General features: G+C 65.5%; 16 protein-coding genes. 7 read left to right on the top strand and 9 right to left on the bottom strand.

The features are described 5' to 3' along the window. Nucleotide 1: 1 nt before the first annotated feature. Genes IPL75_05735 through IPL75_05750 form a run of 4 tightly spaced genes read right to left on the bottom strand, consistent with a single transcriptional unit; the run spans nt 2 to nt 4,398 of the window. Entirely contained in the window at nt 2–1,051 is a 1,050-nt protein-coding gene (locus tag IPL75_05735; GenBank protein ID MBK9239757.1) for a class I SAM-dependent methyltransferase, read from the bottom strand. Next, nucleotides 1,048–2,241, bottom strand: a complete 1,194-nt coding sequence (locus IPL75_05740; protein MBK9239758.1) for a glycosyltransferase family 4 protein — start codon at nt 2,239–2,241, stop codon at nt 1,048–1,050. Before IPL75_05740 ends, IPL75_05735 begins: the two co-directional genes overlap by 4 nt. After that, nucleotides 2,238–3,611: a hypothetical protein gene (locus IPL75_05745; GenBank protein ID MBK9239759.1), complete on the bottom strand. Its 1,374-nt coding sequence runs from the start codon at nt 3,609–3,611 to the stop codon at nt 2,238–2,240. Before IPL75_05745 ends, IPL75_05740 begins: the two co-directional genes overlap by 4 nt. 4 nt (nt 3,612–3,615) lie before the next feature. Continuing rightward, nucleotides 3,616–4,398, bottom strand: a complete 783-nt coding sequence (locus IPL75_05750; protein MBK9239760.1) for a CPBP family intramembrane metalloprotease — start codon at nt 4,396–4,398, stop codon at nt 3,616–3,618. A gap of 428 nt (nt 4,399–4,826) precedes the next feature. Between IPL75_05750 and IPL75_05755 the strand changes: the two genes are divergently transcribed. Continuing rightward, nucleotides 4,827–7,613: a vitamin B12-dependent ribonucleotide reductase gene (locus IPL75_05755; protein ID MBK9239761.1), complete on the top strand. Its 2,787-nt coding sequence runs from the start codon at nt 4,827–4,829 to the stop codon at nt 7,611–7,613. Nucleotides 7,614–7,701: 88 nt separating this feature from the next. On the opposite strand, the gene IPL75_05760 is transcribed toward IPL75_05755, so the two are convergent. Continuing rightward, nucleotides 7,702–8,073 (bottom strand): hypothetical protein, encoded by a 372-nt coding sequence (locus tag IPL75_05760; GenBank protein ID MBK9239762.1) that lies wholly within the window; start codon nt 8,071–8,073, stop codon nt 7,702–7,704. A gap of 28 nt (nt 8,074–8,101) precedes the next feature. Here IPL75_05760 and IPL75_05765 point away from each other — a divergent pair, with 28 nt between their 5' ends. After that, on the top strand, nt 8,102–9,460 hold the full coding sequence (locus tag IPL75_05765) for a twin-arginine translocation signal domain-containing protein (GenBank protein MBK9239763.1): 1,359 nt from the start codon (nt 8,102–8,104) through the stop codon (nt 9,458–9,460). 119 nt (nt 9,461–9,579) lie between these two features. Here the strand turns inward: IPL75_05765 and IPL75_05770 are convergent, their stop codons facing one another. Next, nucleotides 9,580–10,233 (bottom strand): hypothetical protein, encoded by a 654-nt coding sequence (locus IPL75_05770; GenBank protein ID MBK9239764.1) that lies wholly within the window; start codon nt 10,231–10,233, stop codon nt 9,580–9,582. Nucleotides 10,234–10,390: 157 nt separating this feature from the next. Here IPL75_05770 and IPL75_05775 point away from each other — a divergent pair, with 157 nt between their 5' ends. Together IPL75_05775 and IPL75_05780 are read left to right on the top strand one after the other, a co-directional pair. Beyond that, a complete protein-coding gene (locus tag IPL75_05775; GenBank protein ID MBK9239765.1) occupies nt 10,391–10,783 on the top strand; it encodes a BlaI/MecI/CopY family transcriptional regulator in 393 nt (130 codons plus the stop codon). Then, nucleotides 10,780–12,495 (top strand): carboxypeptidase regulatory-like domain-containing protein, encoded by a 1,716-nt coding sequence (locus tag IPL75_05780; protein ID MBK9239766.1) that lies wholly within the window; start codon nt 10,780–10,782, stop codon nt 12,493–12,495. The genes IPL75_05775 and IPL75_05780 overlap by 4 nt, the downstream gene beginning before the upstream one ends. Nucleotides 12,496–12,498: 3 nt before the next feature. Here IPL75_05780 and greB read toward each other — a convergent pair whose 3' ends face one another. Further along, nucleotides 12,499–13,095, bottom strand: a complete 597-nt coding sequence (gene greB, locus IPL75_05785) for a transcription elongation factor GreB (protein MBK9239767.1) — start codon at nt 13,093–13,095, stop codon at nt 12,499–12,501. Between the two features lie 74 nt (nt 13,096–13,169). Here greB and IPL75_05790 point away from each other — a divergent pair, with 74 nt between their 5' ends. Then, nucleotides 13,170–14,177, top strand: coding sequence for an LLM class flavin-dependent oxidoreductase (locus IPL75_05790; protein MBK9239768.1), 1,008 nt, complete (start codon nt 13,170–13,172; stop codon nt 14,175–14,177). On the opposite strand, the gene IPL75_05795 is transcribed toward IPL75_05790, so the two are convergent. Further along, a complete protein-coding gene (locus IPL75_05795) occupies nt 14,152–15,387 on the bottom strand; it encodes a cation:proton antiporter (GenBank protein MBK9239769.1) in 1,236 nt (411 codons plus the stop codon). The genes IPL75_05790 and IPL75_05795 overlap by 26 nt on opposite strands. Nucleotides 15,388–15,421: 34 nt before the next feature. On the opposite strand from IPL75_05795, the gene IPL75_05800 reads away from it, so the two are divergent. Both IPL75_05800 and IPL75_05805 read left to right on the top strand, forming a co-directional pair. Next, complete coding sequence (locus IPL75_05800; protein ID MBK9239770.1) at nt 15,422–15,994, top strand: sigma-70 family RNA polymerase sigma factor; 573 nt, start codon at nt 15,422–15,424, stop codon at nt 15,992–15,994. A gap of 55 nt (nt 15,995–16,049) precedes the next feature. Next, nucleotides 16,050–20,168 (top strand): putative Ig domain-containing protein, encoded by a 4,119-nt coding sequence (locus tag IPL75_05805; protein ID MBK9239771.1) that lies wholly within the window; start codon nt 16,050–16,052, stop codon nt 20,166–20,168. Here IPL75_05805 and IPL75_05810 read toward each other — a convergent pair. Further along, nucleotides 20,132–20,980, bottom strand: coding sequence for an endonuclease/exonuclease/phosphatase family protein (locus tag IPL75_05810; GenBank protein MBK9239772.1), 849 nt, complete (start codon nt 20,978–20,980; stop codon nt 20,132–20,134). The two genes, IPL75_05805 and IPL75_05810, sit on opposite strands and share 37 nt — an antisense overlap. Nucleotides 20,981–20,982: the final 2 nt, after the last annotated feature.

The raw sequence follows: 20,982 nt of genomic DNA on the forward strand, positions 1-20,982 counted from the left end.
GTCAGTGCGGTGCGCGCGGCAATTTGCGCAGGCGGGCAAAAAACGGTCCTGAGGAAAAACGTCCCCAGAGCCACACGTCGAGGTACATCAAACCGGTTGCGCCACGTGTGGCCCAGTAGACGGGCCCACGCTTCCGGAGCCGCGTCTTGGCGTCTTTTCTGGCCGCCCGTACGGCCGCGCCAGCGTCGGCACCGCCGGCTCCGGCGCTTCGTGAGCGCCGCGCCATGAACTGTTCGGCCATACGCGTCAGGATGTTTTCGACAAAGGCGCCGATGATCGGCGTGTAGTAGGTGATGCGTTCCACCTCGAACCCTGCGGCGGCCGCGACGCGGCGCAGGTCGTCGTGGTCTGCGATCGGATTGAGGTGATCGGATTTGCGGAGCCGCTCGGTGCCGAGGTCGAGCAGGCCAAGACGATGGAGGAGTCCGCCGAGGCGATTGACGAGGCGCACGCCCAGCGCGAGCGGACCGTTCTTGCGCACGTGCGTGTAGACAAACATCGCCCCGCCATCCGTCAGCACGCGGTTCGCTTCCGCCAGCATGTCGTGCAGGGCCTGCGGCGAAAGATGCTCCAGCACGTCGAGCGACCAGGCTTTGTTGAAGGAGGCGTCGGCAAGCGGCAGGCGTCGCAGATCGCCCAGGAGCAGGTCGCACTGGTCGAGTGATTCGCTCGCGAAGAAGGCGCTGATGTCGATGCCGGTGAACGACGCGCCGGTGTCGCGATTCCAGATCATGGCGCGGCCGCTGCCACAGCCAAGGTCCACCACGCGATCGCCAGGCGCGAGTTCGAGAAACGCGCGTAATTGGTCATTGCGAATCTTGGACCCGAGCAACGGAGGCGCCACGGTCTCGTGCCGCGCATCCACATGCAGCGCCTCGTCGAGGTACTTCGTCTGCTCGGCAAACGCTTCGATGGGCCGGAGGTCGAGGTAGCCATGGGATCCGTCGAACACCCGCTGGCACGTGGGGCACACCGCGCCTGGCGGCTGTGGTGTCAGCGCGATGCGGCATTCCGGACAGCGCGCCACCGTGAACAGCGCGGGCGAGATCATGCGCACACCGCCGCCGCGAAGGCCTGGTCGAGCCGTTCGGCCCGGCGGTCCCATGTGTAGTCGTGTGACAACGCCCGCGCAGCCTCGCCGAGGCGACGCCGCCGGGCCGGGTCTGCGGCCAGTGCCGAGAGGGTGGCGGCCAGCGCGGCTGCGTCGCCGGACGGGACGAGCAGCGCGGTCTCGTTGTGCGTCAGCACTTCACCGAGGGCCGGCAGATCCGACGCGATGATGGCGCCGCCGCGCGCGAGGTATTCGAACAGTTTCAGTGGTGAGGTGTAGCGCTCGGAGATGGCGGTGGACGTGTTGGGCAGCATGAAGATGTCGGCGGTGGCGAGGGCGGCGGCCACCTCGTATGGCGCCAGCAATCCGGTGATGGTAAGTCGAGCGCCGAGGTTGAGCGACTGCGCCAGTGCCGTCACCCGCGCGAGGTCAGGTTCGCCTGGGTGCCCACCCACAATCAAACCATCCACGTCAGGCACGGCGGCCAGTGCGCGCACAAACACGTCAACGCCTTTCCACGGGTAAAGGTGCCCGGCGTAGGCGGCGCGGACACGCGTGTGAGCACCGGTGTGGTGTTGTGACCCGGCGGCGGCCGGCGGCACGGGGCTGGCGCCATCAGGCACCACAAAGACCCGCTCCCGCGGTCCGTATCGCTCGGCGAGATCGTCGGCCAGCGTCTGCGTGATGGTGACGTAGGCATCGGCGCGCTTCCACACCAGCGCTTCGCGACGGTCGAGACGCGCAATCTTCCGGGGAGATGGCGCCAGGTCGGGCCGTCCCAGCAGTGCGGGCATCGAGGCACTGACCACCGGCGCGATTCCATGTGACTCGTACACGAGCTTCGGCCGCCGCGAGGCGGGGATGCGTGCGAGCAATGCGGCCAGTCCCAGATCGCGCGTGAAGACCAGGTCTACGCCCCCTGACAAGGCCCGCCGCAATCCCGTCCACAGCAGACGCACTCGCCGGCCTGTGGCGCCACCAGGGGCCGATACCGCTTCGATCACGAGCGAAGAGATGGGCGCAACGCCGTAGAACTCGAATGGATCACGGGGCGGCACCGCCGTGTCTGGCCGCACCAGCAGCGTGACGTGGTGGCCCCGCGACGCCATCGCCCGGCACGTCGCCATCGTCTGGACGCCATTGGCGCGTTCGATGGGGAAGCGGGTGTCGGCAAACGAAAGAATGTTCACTGGCGTGGTTGACGATAAAACGAGTTGCGGTCGGTGAAGTACCGCCAGGCCAGCGACGGCGCGTCACGAGGCAATTCCACAAACGTCTGCCACGCATTGTCTCTCAGACTGAGGCCCATGCGATCCATCCGGTGCGTACCAAATTGCATCAACAGCCCGAGGTTCCACCACACGCAGAGCGCCGCCACTCCCCACAACAGCCGGCGCGGGCGCACCGAGGTCGCGAAGGTGCCGAGCCCCGCGAGGCCAATCACGAGCAGCGGCGTCAACTCGACAAAACGGCGGTGGCCGAACGAGCCGGCGACCGACCACGACTCCACCGCGCCGTTGATGTAGATCTGGAGCGCGGCGATCGCCAGCAGGCAGACGCCCAGCCAGCGCCCGTCTTCAATGGAGGTGCGCACCCGCCCAGCGGCGAGCGCCACAAGGCCCACGAGTGAGAGAAGCGCCAGCGGTGTCCACAGCAGCCAGCCATGCTCCAGATCGAGCAGGACGCCGAACGCATGTGGTGACGACCACGACATTTTGTTGCCGATCGACTCGTGTGGACCAAAGTGTCCATTGACCGCGCGCGACGCGAGCAGTTGCGGCGCGTAGGCCACGACAGTCGCTGCCGTGCCGGCCACCGCGAGGCGGAGCGCGCGGGCCCAGTCGCTGCGGTGGAGTGTCCACCGTGCGAAATCCAGCGCGGGGCCGATGGCGAAGAGGCCCGCCTGATCGCGCATATTGGCCATCAGTCCCACGGTGAGCCCGAGCAGCACCACGCCGCGCAGCGACCACGTCTCGCGCACCCGCAGCCACGTCCAGAGCGAAAGCGTCACGGCAAACGTGGCACACGCGTGGGAGAAGGGCGGCGCGATGTACATGTAGAAGAGCAGCGGCGTGCCCACGAGCACGGCCAGGGCCGCGCCGAGGCCGCGTCCAAACCACCGATGCGCGACGGCGGCCGAAAGAAAGATCGCGAGCCAGCCGTACACAGCGGACCCGTAGGCCACGGCCGTGATGTAGGGCTGGCTGTAGCCATCCCGCGGCGCACCCGTCGCGATGGCTGCCAGATGGCCAATGCCGTAGAACGGGGCCCAGAGCAACGCCGGACCGATCGTGGCGAAGTTGAGGCGGCGGCCCGCTCGGGTGTAGCGATCACCCAGGAACGTCTCATGGAAGCCTGGGCCACCCGCGCCGGCGTCATGGAAATACTGATATTCGTTCTGGAAGCTGAGGTCGTGATCGAACGCCAGTGAACGCAGGAAGGCGAAGTACTCCACTTCGTCCGATGCGTAGATGCGCGTGGTGACGGCGGGCAGCGTGAGCAGGGCCAGCAGCGCCAGTGCGAACAGGCGTTTGGTCAGCACCGCCGGCACGGCTCGCACACGATCACTTGCCCAGGCCCAGAGAAGCGGCGAGCACCTGTTGCAGCACCTGCACGGCGTTGAACCCGGCGTGGTTCGCGATAGACATGACAATGGACCGGCGCCTGATATAGAACGCACCCCAGGCGAGACCGAGCAGGCCGATGACGAGTGCGATGTCCCAGCCCTGGTCGAAGTGCAGCAGCCCGAAGGCGACGCCGAACACCAGATTACCCACCCACATGCCGCCCAGCCGTTGACCGAAGCGATGCAGGATGAACCCGCGCTGCAACTCTTCGCGCACCCCGCCGGCCAGGATCACGACGACCGCGAAAATCGCCGCGTCGAGCGGATTGCCCATGAACGCTTCGAGCGGACTCACTTTGACGTTGTGCAGCCACGGGGCCATCGCGCGCAGCGCTGAGACCAGACCAACGACCACCAGGAACGCCACCGGCACCAGCGCGAGTCCGCGCCAGATCTCGCCTGAAGGCCGCCGGTGTCCGAGGTACACATCCCGCGAGTTTTCACCGCTGGCCATCAGGAAGATGCGGATGAGAATGGCCACGAGCGCGGTATCGATGAAGCTGACGGTCGCCACGAACTCAAGCGACAGACCATCCGGCGTCAGAGGCGCCATGCCGGTGCCGAGGATGAGCACCGTCGCGACGACGACCTGCGTGGGAATGCCGCAGACCGCGATGGCCTGCAGCGCCGCAAACACCGTGGCCGGTGGACGATCCAGCGTGGCGACGGGGGCTGCGTCAAAGCCCGGCGACGCAGGGGCCGCGCTCAAGGATTCGTCCATCCGGCTCACTGTATCAGGTCGATCTGGTGGCTTTCGCCGGCTCGACTTTCGTGCTATCTTCGCTTTTTGGGGTCGCGAGCGTGGTTGGTCGCCCGTGACCGGCTCGAGGCGAAAAATAGGGCAGGTGAAAAAACGCCCGTACTTGTGCGGGTATCTCAAGATGTGGCGTCGTTGAACCGATAGATCCACCATATGTCGTGGGTTTCTGTCTTGACTTCGTTACGTGTGGGGCGCATATTCGTGACCCGGCATTGCAACGGCCGAATCGGGGCTTCCCAGCGTCTCGATCGTGACTTCTGCCTCCTCGCTTCACCAGGAGGAGGGCTCCTGTTGCTGACGCCGGCTGAAGAGGGTTCGTTTGGTGGGAAAAACAAGAACCGTGTCCGTGGCGGATGCGGGGCCATGTACGAAAGATAAAGGTCACATCGATGCAAACAGCGCAGAACACAACAGCCACGACGGGGGAAGCGACGCGGACATTCGAACGGGGCGCGTCAATAGAGGGGCTTGAGTTTGAGCGCTATTTCAGTACCGACGGCGTCGATCCGTTCGACGAAATCGAGTGGGAGCTGCGCGCGGCCCTGATCGCCAACGAACGCGGCGAGCTGGTGTTCGAGCAGCGTGACGTCGAGTTTCCGAAAGGCTGGTCACAGCAGGCCACGAACATCGTGGTGTCGAAATATTTCCGCGGCCAGCTCGGTGCCGCCGATCGTGAACGCTCGGTCAAACAGCTGATCGGTCGCGTGGTTGACACGATCACGCGATGGGCGCGCGAGCAGGGCTACTTCGCGTCGGAAGACGATCTCCAGGCGTTCAGCGACGACCTCAAGCACCTCCTGGTGTATCAGAAGGGCTCGTTCAACAGCCCTGTCTGGTTCAACTGCGGTTTCGAGAAGGCCCCGCAGTGCTCGGCGTGTTTCATCAACGCCGTGCAGGACACGATGGAGTCCATCCTTGGGTTGGCCAAGACCGAAGGCATGCTCTTCAAGTTCGGGTCGGGCACCGGGTCCAACCTCTCGGCGATCCGTTCATCGAAGGAAGTGCTCGCCGGTGGCGGCACGGCCTCGGGTCCGGTGTCGTTCATGAAGGGCTTCGACGCCTTTGCCGGCGTCATCAAGTCGGGCGGCAAGACGCGCCGCGCGGCCAAGATGGTGATCCTCAACGCCGAACACCCCGACATCGTCGAATTCATCAACTGCAAGGTTGAGGAAGAGAAGAAGGCGTGGGCGCTGATCGATGCCGGCTACGACGGCTCGTTCACGGGCGTGGCCTACGGGTCGGTGTTTTTCCAGAACTCGAACAATTCCGTGCGCGTCACCGACGAATTCATGCGCGCCGTGCTCGACGATGGTGAATGGCAGACGCGGAGTGTGACGACCGGCGACGTGGTGGACACGTACAAGGCGCGCGAACTCATGCGGCAGATTGCCGAAGGCACCTGGGTGTGCGGCGACCCCGGCATGCAGTTCGACACCACGGTCAACGACTGGCACACGTGCCCGAACACGTCGCGCATCAACGCGAGCAACCCGTGCTCCGAGTACATGTTCCTGGACGACTCGGCGTGTAATCTCGCGTCGATCAACCTGATGAAGTTCATTGATGCCGACGGTGAATTTGATTTCACCGCGTTCGAAGCGGCGTGCCGCACGTTCATCACGGCGCAGGAAATCCTGGTGGATAACTCGAGTTATCCGACGCCGGCGATTGCGCGCAACAGCCACGCGTATCGCCCGCTGGGTCTGGGGTACGCGAACCTGGGTGCGTTGCTCATGTCTCGCGGTCTGCCGTACGACAGCGACGCCGGTCGCGATTATTCCGCGGCGATTACCGCCATCATGCACGGCGCCGCGTTCGCCCAGAGCGCGCGCGTGGCGCGTGATCACGGCGGTGCGTTCCCCGGTTACGAGAAGAACCGCGAGCCGATGCTGCGCGTCATGCGCAAGCACAGGTCGGCCATCAAGGACATCGACAAGACCCACGTGCCGAAGCCGTTGATGAATCGCGCGAAGGAAATCTGGGAGGAATGCGTCGAACTGGGTGAGGCGCACGGCTACCGCAACGCGCAGGCGACGGTGCTGGCGCCGACCGGCACCATCGGGTTCATGATGGACTGCGACACGACCGGCGTGGAACCGGATATCGCGCTGGTCAAGTACAAGAAGTTGGTCGGCGGCGGCATGATGAAGATCGTCAACGGCACCGTGCCGATGGCGCTCAAGAAGCTGGGTTATTCGCAGCCGCAGGTGGCCGACATCCTGGCCTACATCGACGAGCAGGAAACGATTGAAGGCGCGCCCCACCTCAAGGACAAGGACGTGGCGGTGTTCGACTGCGCGTTCAAGGCCATGAAGGGCACGCGGTCCATCCACTACATGGGCCACATCAAGATGATGGGCGCCGTGCAGCCGTTCATCTCGGGCGCCATCAGCAAGACCGTCAATGTGCCGAAGGCCGCCACGGTGGAAGACATCGAACAGGCCTACATCGATTCGTGGCGCATTGGTGCGAAAGCCGTGTCCATCTATCGTGATGGCAGCAAGCGCACGCAGCCGCTCAACACGTCGAAGGCGGCCGTGATGCGCGCCGGAGTGCTCGAGCAGGCGACCGAGGCCGCGCCGATGCCGGCCCGCCACAAACTGCCCGACGAGCGCAATTCGATCACGCACAAGTTCGACATCGCCGGCCACGAGGGCTACATCACCGTGGGCCTCTACGAAGATGGGATGCCGGGCGAGTTGTTCCTCACGATGGCGAAGGAAGGGTCCACGATCTCGGGCTTTGCCGATGCGTTCGCGCAGGCCATCAGCTACGCGCTGCAGTACGGCGTGCCGCTGCAGGACCTGGTGGACAAGTTCAGCCACGTGCGCTTCGAACCGGCCGGGATGACCAAGAACCCGGACGTGCGCTTCGCGAAGTCCATCGTGGACTACATCTTCCGATGGATGGCCGCGAAGTTCCTGTCGCCCGAGGCGCAGTACCGCGCCGGCGTCAACGTGGCCGAAGTGGTCACGACGCCTGAGCAGCTGACGCTGGACGTCGCAGCGCTTGCCGCCGCACCCGCAGTGGCCAAATCTGCGTCGCTCGCGTCGAAGTTCTCGTCGATGCAGAACCAGGAAGACGCGCCGCCCTGCACCACCTGCGGCTCGATCATGGTCCGCTCAGGCGCGTGTTACAAGTGCGCGAACTGCGGAACGACGAGCGGCTGCGCGTAGAGTCCAGAGTCCAGGGTCCTGGGTCCTGGGTCCTGGGGTCAGGGAACATGTGGGGCGGGGGGAACAATCCTCCCGCCCTTTTTTTTGGTCAGCCGCGCGCGCGGACGAGCTTCAGTCGTGGCCCCATTGGCACGCCCCGGTGCTGCCAGTGCCCGAGCAGTCTCGTGCCGTCAACCGTCATGACCAGAGTCGTCGGCTCGGTGTGTTCCTGGCCCACGGACGCGATCATCGCGACCTCCAGCCGCTCACCGTCGAACGACGCGTGACGAATCATCGGCATCTCCTCACCGGTCACTCTGTTCAATACCGACCCACGGATGTTGTCTTGGTCCTGCACGAAACGCAGGTCCACTCGATGCTGTGGAATATTGACCTCATCGGCCTCCTGGCCCACCAGATGCCAGGTGCCGGAAATCGCGTCGGTCGGCCATTTCGAATCGTCCGTTCCTGATGTCGTCATCGAGAGTGATATTAGCTAGAATCCGCCCATGTCCACGACTCGTCGGGAATTCCTCTCGCGGGCGGCTCTGGCGGCCGCCATGGCCGGCGTTGGTCCGGGCATCGCCTCGGCCATGTCGGCGTTCGCGCAGTCCACGCGGCCGTATCTGGATCTCGCTACCCGCTGTGCGCTGTGGATCGACCAGAGCAGCCAGCGACACGAAAGCGGGATGGCGTGGCCTGCCGATCCGTTGAAGCCAACCACGATCGGACTCGACCTCTACAACGGCATGCCCGGCGTGGTGTCGTTCTTCGCGAACCTGTATCACGCCGGTGGCGACGCGCGGTGGCGCGAGCGGGCACAGCAGGGCGGAACCTACCTCGTTGCCGAAAGCGCGCGGCGTGGAGCCGCGGTTGGTGGCGGACTGTATACAGGCCTCGCGGGCCTGGCAACCACCTACAGAACCCTTGAAGTGACCGGAGTAGGACCGCAGTGGTCCGGCCAGGCGCGGCGAGCAGCGAAGGAACTCGCAGCAATGGCGAAGACCACGCCCGACGGCGCCGAGTGGTCGGACTCCAACGACATCATCAGCGGTACGGCGGGCATTGGACTGTTTCTTGTAGACGCCGCCTCGGCGTGGAAGGACAACAGCCTTGCCGATCTCTCGGTGCAGGCCGGCCGCAGGCTGCTGAAGAACGCGCAGGCCGCTGAAGGGGGGCTGATGTGGTTTCCATCGGCCTCGTTGCCCCGCAACTATCCCAACTTCTCGCACGGCACGGCTGGCGTCGCGTATTTCCTTGCCACGCTCTATCAGCACTCGAAGGATCGCGCGTTTCTTGAGGGCGCGCTCGCGGGTGCGCGATACCTGGACGCGGTGGCTACCAAACGTGACGGGGCTCGCGCGATTTTCCATGTCAGCGGCGGCGGGGAGGATCGGTTCTATCTGAGCTGGTGCCATGGACCCGTCGGTACCGCTCGGCTCTACCACCGCCTGCAGCAAGCCACAGGCGACAGTAAGTGGGGGCAGCTCGTGGACGAACTCACCGCGTGGCTGATCACGAGCGGCGCGCCCGAGCAGGCGTCGGCGGGCTACTGGAACAACATCTCCCAGTGCTGCGGTGGTGTGGGGATCGGACAGTACTGCATCGACCTCGCGCGGCATCATCCGACGCCGACCGCCGCGACACTTCGAGAGCGGGTTGTCGCCGTGACCCGGTCGAAAGCGACAGACGATGCGGCTGGGTTGCGATGGGTGCAGGCGGAGAACCGCTCGCAACCAGAGAATCTGGTGGCGCAGACAGGCTTCATGCAGGGCGCGGCAGGCGTGGGGACGTTCTTCCTGCAACTTGATGCATTGTCGCGAGGTGTGAAGTGGCCCACACCGCTGCCAGACACGCCGTGGGTGTAGTTGGCACGTAGCCGGGTCTTCAGACCCGGCTACAGCCACGCCGACCGCTCTTATGTTTTGACGGTTCGACCGACCTGAGCGCTGATTCGGATACCCTCGCGTCGGCTGCGGCTAGCAGGCTACCGGCCGCACTGATCGTAACCGCCGATGCCGGCGCCGAGGCGGATGTCGCGACGTGCGCTCCAGCCACCAGTGGCGGTGCGCGTGGGACGCACGATGCCGCTGCCCCCTCGACCGCGATCGTGAGCAGCGCGTTGCCGGGCTGTCAGTCGCGGATCATCCTCAAAGACCACATCGTCGATGTAGTAGGTGCAACGGCCGGGCTCGATGACGTGCAAGTGCACATGTTCCGGGATGTCGGTGTTCGGGTACCCGCCCGGCCGCACGGTGAGAAACCGATAGCGGCCTGCCGCGTCCGTCCGAGCCCATCCGCGCAGCCGTCCGTGCCGGGCGGCGGCACCGCGCAGGGAGGGCGCCGGCGGATAGAGGCCACCCGCATCCGTCTGGTACGCGTAGATGATGACTCCGCTCGCGACCGCACCCGCGGCCGTGGTCACGACACCCTCCACCACGAGCGGGCGCCCCGGTTCACCGGCCGGTGCCAGCCGGCCCTCGGTGCCGATCGTTGCCGGCATTCCCTCGAACACCGCGTCACACCCTTCGCACGGCAACCCGACCACGCGCTCGCGTTGCGCAGCACCAAGGCCGAGGCTCGCCGTCAGCAACAGTCCAAGAACCCAAGTGCGCCGGATCGATTGAAGTGTGATCGCCATACGACGGTGATAGCAGAGGCCGCTGCTCGTGTCGATGACAATGGGACGAACCCCCCGGGTCGAGTGACGACGGTCGGCCTCCGCTGCGGAGGGCCATTTGACAGCCGGCCGGCGGTGGTGTTATTTCTATCGCACAGACTGCGACAAAAATAACACTATGCCCGCGCCCCTTCACACCACACTGTCCCGTCGCGAGCGGCAGATCATGGACATCCTCTTCCGCCGGGGACGCGCCACAGCCGCCGAGGTCATGGCGGAGTTGCCGAGCGAGCCGAGTTATTCCACCGTCCGCACGCAACTCCGGGTGCTTGAGCAGAAGGGCCATGCCAGGCACGAAGACGACGGGGTGCGGTTTGTTTATATGCCAGTGGTGGCCAGGCATGCGGCGCGCAAGACCGCACTTCGGCACGTCGTCGAGACCTTCTTCGACGGGTCTCCGGAGAAAGCGGTGGCCGCACTGCTGGGTAACGAGGGCTCGAAGCTCTCAGCTGAACAACTGGACCGCATCGCGACCTTGATCAATAAAGCGCGGAAGGACGGTGGCAAATGAGTGTTCTGTTCGCAAGCCTCATCGATGCGACCGTGATACTCGCGCTCGGGCTGGCAGTGTCAGCAGTGCTGCGGCGCCAGTCCGCAGCTGTCCGCCACGGCGTCCTCACCACCGCTATCGCATGCGCGGCGCTGATGCCGGTGCTTGAATTGGCCATCCCGCAATTGCCCATGGTGCGCTGGATCGATTCAGCCGTGGTCTCGACAGGACTCAGGTTCTCATCTGAAGAACCGGCAGTGCTCGCCGCGACGCAGACGACCGCGACATCTGCGTGGCCACCAGTCACCTGGCCGATGCTGTTTGCAGGGTTGTGGGCAACGGTTGCGCTCCTCACCCTCATTGGACTCGCGAACGGCTTGTGGCGGCTGCGGACCCTGCGCGCTTCCTGCACTCCGGTTCAAGGGGGATGGCGCGCCCTGACGGACGCGCTGTCGCGCGAGTGCGGCGTGTCCGGGCGAGTGGAGCTGCTGCAGAGCAACGACCCCACGCTCCTGGTGACCTACGGCATGTTCCGGCCTGGCATCATCCTGCCCGCGGGCGCCGACGACTGGGCCGACGATCGACGTTGCATCGTCCTTCGCCACGAACTGGCGCACATCCGCCGCCGCGACGCCCCCATCCAGGTGGCCGGTGAACTGCTGCGCGTGATGCAACCGTTCAACCCTCTGGTGTGGATAGCCTGCCGGCGCCTGCGCCAGGAAAGTGAATTCGCCTGTGACGATGCCGTGCTGCGCGCGGGAGTGGAGGCCACCGACTATGCCACCCACCTCTACGACGTCGCGACGCAGTTGTCCGGCCGACAGACCGTGTGGGCCTCGGCGCCCGCCATCGCCCACCCGTCAACCCTCGAGAGGAGAATCGTCGCCATGCTGCAGCAACAGAAAAACCGTCAGCCGTTGACCCGAGGTGGCTGGTCACTCGTCGCGTTACTTGCCGTGTGTGTCAGTCTGCCGCTGGCGGCCATCGGCATCGCGCCCCAATCGACCGCCGGCGCGGACAGCTCAATCGCCGCCTCTTCCACGCCGATCAAATCGGGTGTCCCAGCCACCAAGGCCGCGCCGTCGCCGCAGGCCTCGCTGTCTGGTCACGTCCAGGACCAGACCGGCGGGAGCATGCCGGGCGTGGCGGTGACGGTCACCAATCAGCAGACCCAGGAAACACACCGCGCAGTCACCAATGCCCCAGGACGTTTTCAGTTTCCCAACCTGGCACCTGCAACGTACGAGCTGACGGCAGAACTGCCCGGCTTCCGCAAGGTCCGCCGGCCTGTGGACCTTTCAGCGGGTGCACCGACCATCCTCACCGTCACGATGCCGATAGGCGCTCTCTCTGAAGCGATCAGTGTGCAGTGTGCCTCAGCCGCGTCGTCCATCCTGCAGGTCTTCTTCCCGACACTGTCGGCACAGGAGCCACGCTCTGCGCCGATCCGCATCGGTGGCAGCATCAAGCCTCCGCGAAAGACCAGGGATGTTCGGCCCGTCTGCCCGGCTGGCGGAGTGACAGGCGAGGTGGTGGTGCTGCTCGAGGGCCGCATCGGCATGGATGGACTCATCACCGAAATCAAGCCGCTGACAAAGGCAGATGCTGTGCCGGCCGCGCTCACCGAGTCCGCCATGGACGCTGTTCGGCAATGGGAGTTCTCGCCGACCTTGCTCAACGGGCAGCCCGTGGAAGTGATCATCACCGTGTCGGTGGTGTTCAAGAGCTCGTAGCCGCTACGCTTTGCGCTCGGGAGCCGCTTCGGCGCCTGGTGGCTCGCGGAATGGCTCCATGGGAATCGCCGCGTACTCCACGTCCAGGATCTCGAGGTGCTCGGTCTTCTTCGGCGCGTGCAGGACCACCCGGTCACCCGCGCCGGCCTTCATGAGCGCTCGCGCCAGTGGCGACCTCCAGCTGATGTAATGACGGTTCACATCCACCTCGTCGATGCCGACGATGCTGACCACGTGCTCGTGGCCGGCCGCGTCCCGATAGGTGACGGTGGCGCCGAAGAACACGCGCTCGGCGGCCGACGCCGGGCGTGGTGCGGCCGGATCCACAACCTCCGCCGCATCGATGCGTTTGGAGAGAAAGCGAATCCGTGAGTCGATCTGCCGCAGCCGCCGCTTGCTGTAGAGATAGTCGGCGTTCTCGCTGCGATCGCCGTTGGACGCCGCCCACGCCACAACCTTGGTCACGGCCGGCCGTTCCCTGTTCATCAGAAACCGGTGGGCGTCCTTCAGGCGTTGCAATCCCGCCGGCGTGATGTAGTTCTTCAGCTTCGGCCCCGGCGCCTCGCGCACGGGTTCTCGCAGCGGCCGCTTGGTTCTCATCATCCGCGTGTGCGCGATCCTCACTGCGCAGTCTGGCACAACCCGCTGGTTTCCGCGCCTGTGTACGATGACGTATGGTCCCGCTCTCAGTACTGGAACTTGGCCGCGTGCGACAGGATTCGTCGCGCCGGACGGCACTTGACGAAGCCGTAGTCGTCGCGCGGCATGTCGAGGCTCTCGGCTATCACCGCATCTGGGTGGCCGAACATCACAACATGCCGATGGTGACGACGGCTGCCACCGCAGTGGTGATTGGGCACCTCGCTGCGGCCACCACCACGATTCGCGTGGGGGCCGGCGGCATCATGCTGCCGAACCATGCGCCGTACGTGATCGCTGAACAATTCGGGACGCTCGAAACGCTCTTCCCTGGCCGAGTTGATCTGGGTCTTGGTCGCGCGCCCGGCACCGACCAGGTGACCCTTCGCGCGTTACGCCGCGACCCCGCCAACGCCGAGCACTTTCCACAAGACGTGCTCGAACTTCAGGCATTCCTTGCGCCGGCTGCGCCGGGGCAACGCATTGAGGCCGTCCCTGGCTCAGGCACAAATGTCCCGCTCTGGATTCTCGGGTCGAGCCTCTTCGGTGCGCAACTGGCTGCGGAGTTTGGCCTGCCCTTCAGCTTTGCGTCCCACTTCGCGCCGAAACATCTCGACGAAGCCGTCGCACTGTATCGCGAGCGTTTCAAGGCCTCGCGTCAACTGGCCGCTCCCTACGTCATGGTCGGCGTCAACATCGTCGGAGCCGACAGTGACGATGAGGCACGGCGGCTGGCGACATCACACCGGATGTCGTTCATCGACCTCTTTCGCGGCACTACGCGGCAACTGCTGCAACCGCCGATCGACGACCTCGACACTTATCTGTTGCCACACGAGAAGGAGACGGCCGGCAAGATGTTTCGCCGCGACATTGTGGGATCCGTCGCGACCGTTCGTGCCGGCATTGATGCGCTCGTCACCCGGACAAAGGCCGATGAGCTGATCGTCGTGTCTGACGTGTACCACTTTCCGGCTCGACGCCGGTCGTTCGAGGTCATTGCCGAGGCGGCGAATCTTACCGCCATCGCTTCGACCACGTGAGCAGCGGTCCGGTCAGCGTCGTGGTCACCAGGGCCATGATCACGAGCATCGCGAAGATACGAGGCGAGAGAATGCCCAGGTCGTAGCCGATGTTGAGCGCGATGAGTTCCATGAGGCCGCGCGTATTCATCAAGGCGCCGAGCGCGAGAGCGTCCGGCCGTGTCATGCCGGTCCATCGCGCGGCGACGTAGGTGCCGCCGAGTTTGCCGGCGGTGGCCACCAGGATGATCGCGGCGCAGATACCCCAGGCCTGCAGGTCGTTGATGAGCGTGATGCTCGTGCGGAGGCCTGTCACGACGAAAAAGAGGGGCAGCAGAAAGACCGCGCTGAAATCCTCGATACGCACAATTACCTGCTGCCGCAACGTGCCGTGTCTGGGCATGACGACCCCGGCCAGGAACGCGCCGAACAGCGCATGGATGCCGATGAGCTCTGTGGTCAGCGCGCTCGCAAGCATCAGCGCCAGTGCGCCCACGAGCACGTTCGGCCCCAGGGCCGCGTCGGGCTGCACCGACGATCCCATTAACCGGGGCAGCAGGCGCCGCACCCCGACGAGCATGACGATGGCAAAGATCGCGACCCGAACCAGGGTCACGATCGATCCCGTCCAGGCTCCTTCCTGCGTGACCGCCACGATGCCCGCAAGCATGGTCCATGCCGTCACGTCGCCCACGGCGGCGCACGTCAATGCCATCGCACCCAGGGGTGTGGCCGACAGCCCTCGCTCGTCGAGAATTCTGGCGAGTACCGGAAATGCCGTGATGCTCATCGAGATGGCCATGAACACGGTGAACGATGTGAGGGTGGCGTCGGGGCCCCTCAGGGTAGGGAAGAGCCATGGTGAGAGCAACGCGCCACACAGGGCGGGAACGACAATGCTCGCGTGGCTGACGACAAGGGCCGCAGGCGCCTTTTGCCTGAGGTGGCCCACATCAACCGTCATGCCCACGACAAACAGGAAGAGACAGACGCCGATCTGACTCAGGAGTTGGAGCGTACCGAGCGATGAGGCAGGGAAGAGGGTCTGGAACACGCCCGGTGCCAGCCATCCCAGCAGCGACGGGCCGAGGAGGATGCCCGCGGCGATTTCGCCGATGACCGCCGACTGTCCGAGTCTCGCAAACAGCAATCCAGTCAGCCGCGCGGCGATGAGGACCGTGACTAGTTGGAGCAGGAGCTGGCTGAGGGGATTCACGAAGGCGAGTGACATGGTGGACGGTGTGGGCGCATGATACCTCTCACCTGTGTCTGAGAGCGTGACCGTCCTACTCAACAGCTGGGTCAACGGCGATGCGGGCGCGCTGGAACGGCTCCTGCCGCTCGTGTATCCAGACCTTCACGGCCTCGCAAAAGCGTACCTGCGCCGGGGCGCCCGGCCGGTCACCTTGCAGACGACCGCCGTGGTCAACGACCTGTTCGTGAAACTGCTGGTCAATCCGCCGAAGAAACTGGACAGTCGCCGGCACTTCTATGTGCTGGCGGCCCGGGTCATTCGCATGGCCCTGGTGGACCACTACCGCGAGAGCATTGCCGAAAAGCGCGGCGGAGAACGCGTCCGGGTGCCTCTGCACGAGGAACTCGCCTGGGTGGATGCCAACAGCGCAGACATGATCTCGTTCGACAACGCGCTCAAGGAACTGGAGCAACTGGATCGTGAACAGGCCGAGCTGTTCAGCATGCGTTTTGTCCTCGGCTGCACGTCGGATGAGACCGCGGCCCTGACCGGGCACTCAAAGTCCACGGTCGATCGCCGGGTGCGGTGGGCCCGGGCGTGGCTGTTCAAGCGGCTGAATGAAGGCGGTCCCGCGCCGGCCTGACCCATTTTTTCCTCCGCTTCCGAATGTATGAGGGATGGCCCAAGGACCTTCTCTCATGCATAGACCCCTGTTTCGTCGCATCCTGATTGGTTTGGCCCTGGTCGGCGCCGGCGTCGCCGTGCGCGCCCAACTCCCCAACGTCCAGAATCTGCTCGGGGATGCCTTTACCGGGCCGACGACACAGGCGCCGGTCACCTCCCTGACCAACTTCAACACCGCCGGCTATCCCTGCCTGACGGCCGAGGCCGTACCGCCGGTTGGGCCATCGACGATTCCCAATTGCAACCTCGCCGTGCCCGACGCCGCTGGTCAGGGCTTCCTGAGGTTTACCGACGCCGTCCAGGACCAGGCCTCCGCGATTGTGTATGACACGAACCTGCCCACGGCACAGGGCTTGACCATCACCTTCAAGCAGTATCAGTGGGGCGGTGAGGGTATCAGCGGGTGGGGCGGGGCCGACGGCATCTCATTCTTCCTTGCCGCGGCGCCGCCACAGCCCACGGTGCTCGGCCCCTCGGGCGGCGCGCTCGGCTACACGTCGTATTTCGGGGCCGACGGCCTTCCTGGCGGTTGGCTGGGGATTGGGCTTGACGCGTTTGGCAACTTCTCGAACACCGACTTCGAGTCGCCCGGCGTCTGCACCATTCCAGCCTGGGCGGGCGCCGCGCCAAACCAGATCGTGGTGCGTGGGCCGGGCTTCGGCACCGAGGGCTACTGCCTGCTTTCCAGTTCAATCGAACTCGGCGCCAACAACCCGGTGGGTGAGTTCGGTGCTCAACTCAGCGGACCCGACCGCGCATCGTCGGAGCGGTCGATCCAGGTCATCATCGATCCTGCACTCGGCACGTATACGGTCAATATTGACCCTGCCGGCGGGAGCGATTTCGTCCTCGCGACGAGCGGACCCCTTCCCTCGTCGTACTACAACCCGGAAACGGGCGCCGTGGTGGCCGGAATCCCGCCGCGCATCACATTTGGATTCGCCGCCTCCACCGGGTCGGCTACCGACATTCATGAGATCCGAAGCCTGGCGACCACGACCACCAATGGGTCGGTGCCGGTGCTCGGGCTCACGAAAACGAACTCACTGACAACGCCGCCGTTCCCGGGCGACACCTTTGATTATTTTCTGACGCCCCGAGTGGATGGCACCGTCGCCGAGGCACTGCCGCTTACCATTCGCGTCACCGACACGCTTCCCGCGGGTGTGACCCTGACCGAAGACCCGACCGGCACGGATTGGGCGTGCACGACGACGTCCACTTCGGAGTTTGAGTGCGCCTATCTTGCGTCGGCGCCAATTCCTCCAGGCACGGTGCTCCCCCAAATTCTCGTGCCCGTTGCCCTGGACAGTGGACTGGCCATGGGTGCCACGCTCATCAACACCGCGACGTTGGTCTCGGATGATGCGGCGATCTCGGTCAACGCTTCGGACACGGTGGTGTTGGCCGTGGCCCTCAGCGTGACCACGACCTCGTTGCCCAACGGCACCGTTGGCGTGGCGTACGACCAGTGGCTGGCCGCCGAAGGTGGGGCAGGGGGCAACACGTGGATACTCAACGGCGGCTCTTTGCCGGCGGGCCTCTCGCTCGCTGCAGATGGCCACATTACCGGTACGCCGACGACGACCGGCCCGTCTCCATTCACCGTTCTGGTGCAGGACAGCTCTGGCGCCAGCGCGGCGCAGCCGCTGACGATCATGATCGCGCCTCCGCCAGTGGTGGTGACCACATCTTCGTTGCCGGCCGGAGCGGTGGGCACGGCGTACAGCGCCGCTCTCGACGCCACCGGCGGCGTCGGCGGATTCACGTGGTCGCTTGACGACGGCTCGTTGCCTGGCGGCCTCTCGCTGACTCCGGCAGGCGGAATTTCCGGGACGCCCACGGCGGCGGGGACGTTCCTGTTCACCGTGCGGGCCACCGACAGCGCCGGCGCGTTTAACGCGGTGGGGCTGGCGATTGATATTTCGGCGCCGGCCGTCACCATCGACACGACGTCGCTGGGTGGTGCCACCGTGGACGCGGCGTACAGCGAGACACTCTCCGCCAGCGGCGGCACCGGCACCTTCACGTGGACAATCGAAAGCGGCACGCTTCCCGCGGGCCTCACGCTCACAGCAGCGGGCGACATTGCCGGCACGCCCACGACCGCGGGTCAGGTGAACTTCACCGTGCGGGCGACCGACGGGGCGGGGTCGTTCGACACGCAGTCGTTGATGATCGATGTCGCTGGTGCGCCGGTGACGATTGACGCGAGCGGACTTCCGGCCGGACCGAGTGGGTCGGCGGCGTTGCCGGGAGGCACCGTGGGCGTGGGCTACTCAGCGGCGCTGGCTGCGAGCGGCGGCGCGGGTGGGTTCACGTGGACGCTCGAGTCGGGATCGTTGCCTGCGGGATTGACGCTCGCGCCTGGTGGCGGCATCACGGGAACGCCGACCGCCGCAGGCCTGGCACTCTTCACCGCGCGCGCGACCGACAGTGCAGGTGCGTTCGCGACGTTGCTGTTGTCGATCAATGTCGCACCGCCGCCGGTGACGATCAACGCGAGCGGATTGCCGGCCGGCCCGAGTGGGTCGGCGGCGCTGCCCGGCGGCACCGTTGGGGTGGCGTACAGCGCGGCGTTGGCTGCGACGGGTGGCGTGGGTGGATTCACGTGGACGCTGGAGTCGGGCAACCTGCCGGCGGGGTTGACGCTTGCGCCCAACGGCAGCATCACGGGCACCCCGACGACGGCCGGCCTGGCGCTCTTCACCGTGCGCGCGACCGACAGTGCAGGTGCGTTCGCGACGTTGCTGTTGTCGATCAATGTCGCACCGCCGCCGGTGACGATCGACGCGAGCGGATTGCCGGCCGGCCCGAGTGGGTCGGCGGCGCTGCCCGGCGGCACCGTTGGGGTGGCGTACAGCGCGGCGTTGGCTGCGACGGGTGGTGCGGGTGGGTTCACGTGGACGCTCGAGTCGGGCTCGTTGCCGGCGGGATTGACGCTGGCGCCGACCGGCGGCATCACGGGCACGCCGACGACGGCCGGCCTGGCGCTCTTCACGGCGCGCGCGACGGATACGGCCGGCGCGTTCGCGACGCTGGTGCTGTCGATCAATGTCGCGTCGGCACCCGTCACCATCACGACGGCATCGCTGCCTGGTGGCACCGTGGGAACCGGTTACAACACATCTTTGGCCGCAACGGGTGGAACAGGCGGCATGACTTGGACGCTGGACAGCGGCGCGCTGCCGGCCGGCCTGACGCTTGGCTCTGGAGGGGGCATCACAGGCACGCCGACGACCGCGGGTGCATCAAGCTTCACCGTCCGCGCGACCGACAGCATCGGCGCGTTCGCGACTCGCTCTCTGTCGATCACCGTCGCGGGCGTTGCGGTGACGATCACGACGCCGGCGGCGTTGCCAGCAGGCCGAGTCGGCGTGCCGTACACCATGGCGCTGAATGCGGCCGGCGGCACCGCGCCGTACGCGTGGCGGCTGCAATCGGGTCGCCTGCCCGACGGACTCTCGCTATCCAGCGCGGGCGTGATCTCTGGCACACCAACACGGCGCGACAACGGCATCGTCGGGTTCGTCGTCCGCGTGACCGCAACGACCGGTGGCTTTGCCGAGCGCCGCTTCAGCTTGCAGGTGTCGGATCTGTCGATCCGAACCACGTCCCTGCCAGCCGCCACGGTTGGTGACTTCTTCTACCGCGGGAACCTCGACACCACCGGAGGCATCGGTGTGGCGCGTTGGACGATCGAATCCGGCGTCTTCCCGCCAGGACTCAGCCTGGGATCGTTCGGGACGATCACCGGCCGTCCGACCGCCGCCGGCACATTCACTTTTGTCGCCCGCGTGACCGATGGCGCGGTCATCCTCACACGGCAATACACCATCGTCGTTCAGCCGGCGCCATTGACCGTCACGAGTCGACTCGTGCAGGTGCTCAGGCCCGGAGTGCCTTATCGCTTCCAGCTGACGGCATCTGGAGGTGTCGGAGCCCTGACGTGGTCGATGGCCCGTGGATCGCTGCCCCCGGGGGGCACCCTGTCAGCCGACGGAGTCATCTCGGGCACTCCACCGGACATTTTTGGCAACTATATTTTTTACGTGCAGGTTACCGACTCACTTGGCCGGACCGCAGAAGGTTGGAACTACCTGATGATTTTTGGCGGCTTTATCGGCGGGTGAGCGCGCCCCAGATTGCGCAGTGTCAGCACCGCCAGCAGAGGCCGGTGGTCTGAGGCCACTGGCTCGTCGATGACCCGCACCTCATCGGCGGTCCAGGCCTGGCGCGGCGCCATGAAGATGAAGTCAATTTCTTTCACCGGCTTGGTGGACGAGAACGTCAGGCGGTTATCGCGCGGCTTGGTGGCCTCCGCCGCCCGCGTGGTAAAGAGGCCCAGCGTGCGGGATTCAGGTTCGTCGTTGAAGTCCCCGAGCAGGATGTAAGGCTGTGTCAGCGCGTCCAGAAACTCCGTGAGCTTCTGCGCCTGCGCAAACCGGAATCCATCATCGTCCACCCAGTCGAAATGGAGGTTGACGATCGTGAGGGGCCGGCCGTCAGGCAACCGGACGTCCACCGCCAGGGCCACGCGAGGCTCGTTGCCGTCGGGGAGGCGCAGTTCGCGCGCGAGCGTGATGGGGTAGCGCGACAACACCGCCAAGCCGTACGCGCCGCCCTGGAAATCCATGAACCGGCCGAAGGCGTGGTTGAGACCCAGCGATTCACCCAACACGCGGGCTTCATCCACCTTGCCGCTGCGCTCGGCGATTCGATCGACTTCCTGGAGGCCTACGATGTCAGGCGCGAGTGTGCGCAACACACCCGCAGTGCGCATGAGGTCCACCGCGTTGTCGTTCCCTCGACCGTGTTTGATGTTGTAGCTGACGACGCGGAGGGAGGTCGCAGATTGCGGCGTCAGGCCCACTCCTGCAGCGGACGCGCAGATGGCGGCCAGGACGACTCCACACGCGATGAGATGGACCGACGGGTTGTACATGC

The sequence above is a fragment of the Acidobacteriota bacterium genome (assembly GCA_016716905.1).
In the GTDB taxonomy this organism is placed as follows: domain Bacteria; phylum Acidobacteriota; class Vicinamibacteria; order Vicinamibacterales; family SCN-69-37; genus SYFT01.

Bases quoted from the DNA above. Each gene is read 5' to 3' on its own strand.
- IPL75_05795 (MBK9239769.1), bottom strand. From the start codon at position 15,387: ATGTCACTCGCCTTCGTGAATCCCCTCAGCCAGCTCCTGCTCCAACTA.
- IPL75_05765 (MBK9239763.1), top strand. From the start codon at position 8,102: ATGTCCACGACTCGTCGGGAATTCCTCTCGCGGGCGGCTCTGGCGGCC.
- IPL75_05805 (MBK9239771.1), top strand. From the start codon at position 16,050: ATGCATAGACCCCTGTTTCGTCGCATCCTGATTGGTTTGGCCCTGGTC.
- IPL75_05760 (MBK9239762.1), bottom strand. From the start codon at position 8,073: ATGACGACATCAGGAACGGACGATTCGAAATGGCCGACCGACGCGATT.
- IPL75_05755 (MBK9239761.1), top strand. From the start codon at position 4,827: ATGCAAACAGCGCAGAACACAACAGCCACGACGGGGGAAGCGACGCGG.
- greB (MBK9239767.1), bottom strand. From the start codon at position 13,095: ATGAGAACCAAGCGGCCGCTGCGAGAACCCGTGCGCGAGGCGCCGGGG.
- IPL75_05780 (MBK9239766.1), top strand. From the start codon at position 10,780: ATGAGTGTTCTGTTCGCAAGCCTCATCGATGCGACCGTGATACTCGCG.
- IPL75_05735 (MBK9239757.1), bottom strand. From the start codon at position 1,051: ATGATCTCGCCCGCGCTGTTCACGGTGGCGCGCTGTCCGGAATGCCGC.
- IPL75_05790 (MBK9239768.1), top strand. From the start codon at position 13,170: ATGGTCCCGCTCTCAGTACTGGAACTTGGCCGCGTGCGACAGGATTCG.
- IPL75_05775 (MBK9239765.1), top strand. From the start codon at position 10,391: ATGCCCGCGCCCCTTCACACCACACTGTCCCGTCGCGAGCGGCAGATC.
- IPL75_05770 (MBK9239764.1), bottom strand. From the start codon at position 10,233: ATGGCGATCACACTTCAATCGATCCGGCGCACTTGGGTTCTTGGACTG.
- IPL75_05810 (MBK9239772.1), bottom strand. From the start codon at position 20,980: ATGTACAACCCGTCGGTCCATCTCATCGCGTGTGGAGTCGTCCTGGCC.
- IPL75_05750 (MBK9239760.1), bottom strand. From the start codon at position 4,398: ATGGACGAATCCTTGAGCGCGGCCCCTGCGTCGCCGGGCTTTGACGCA.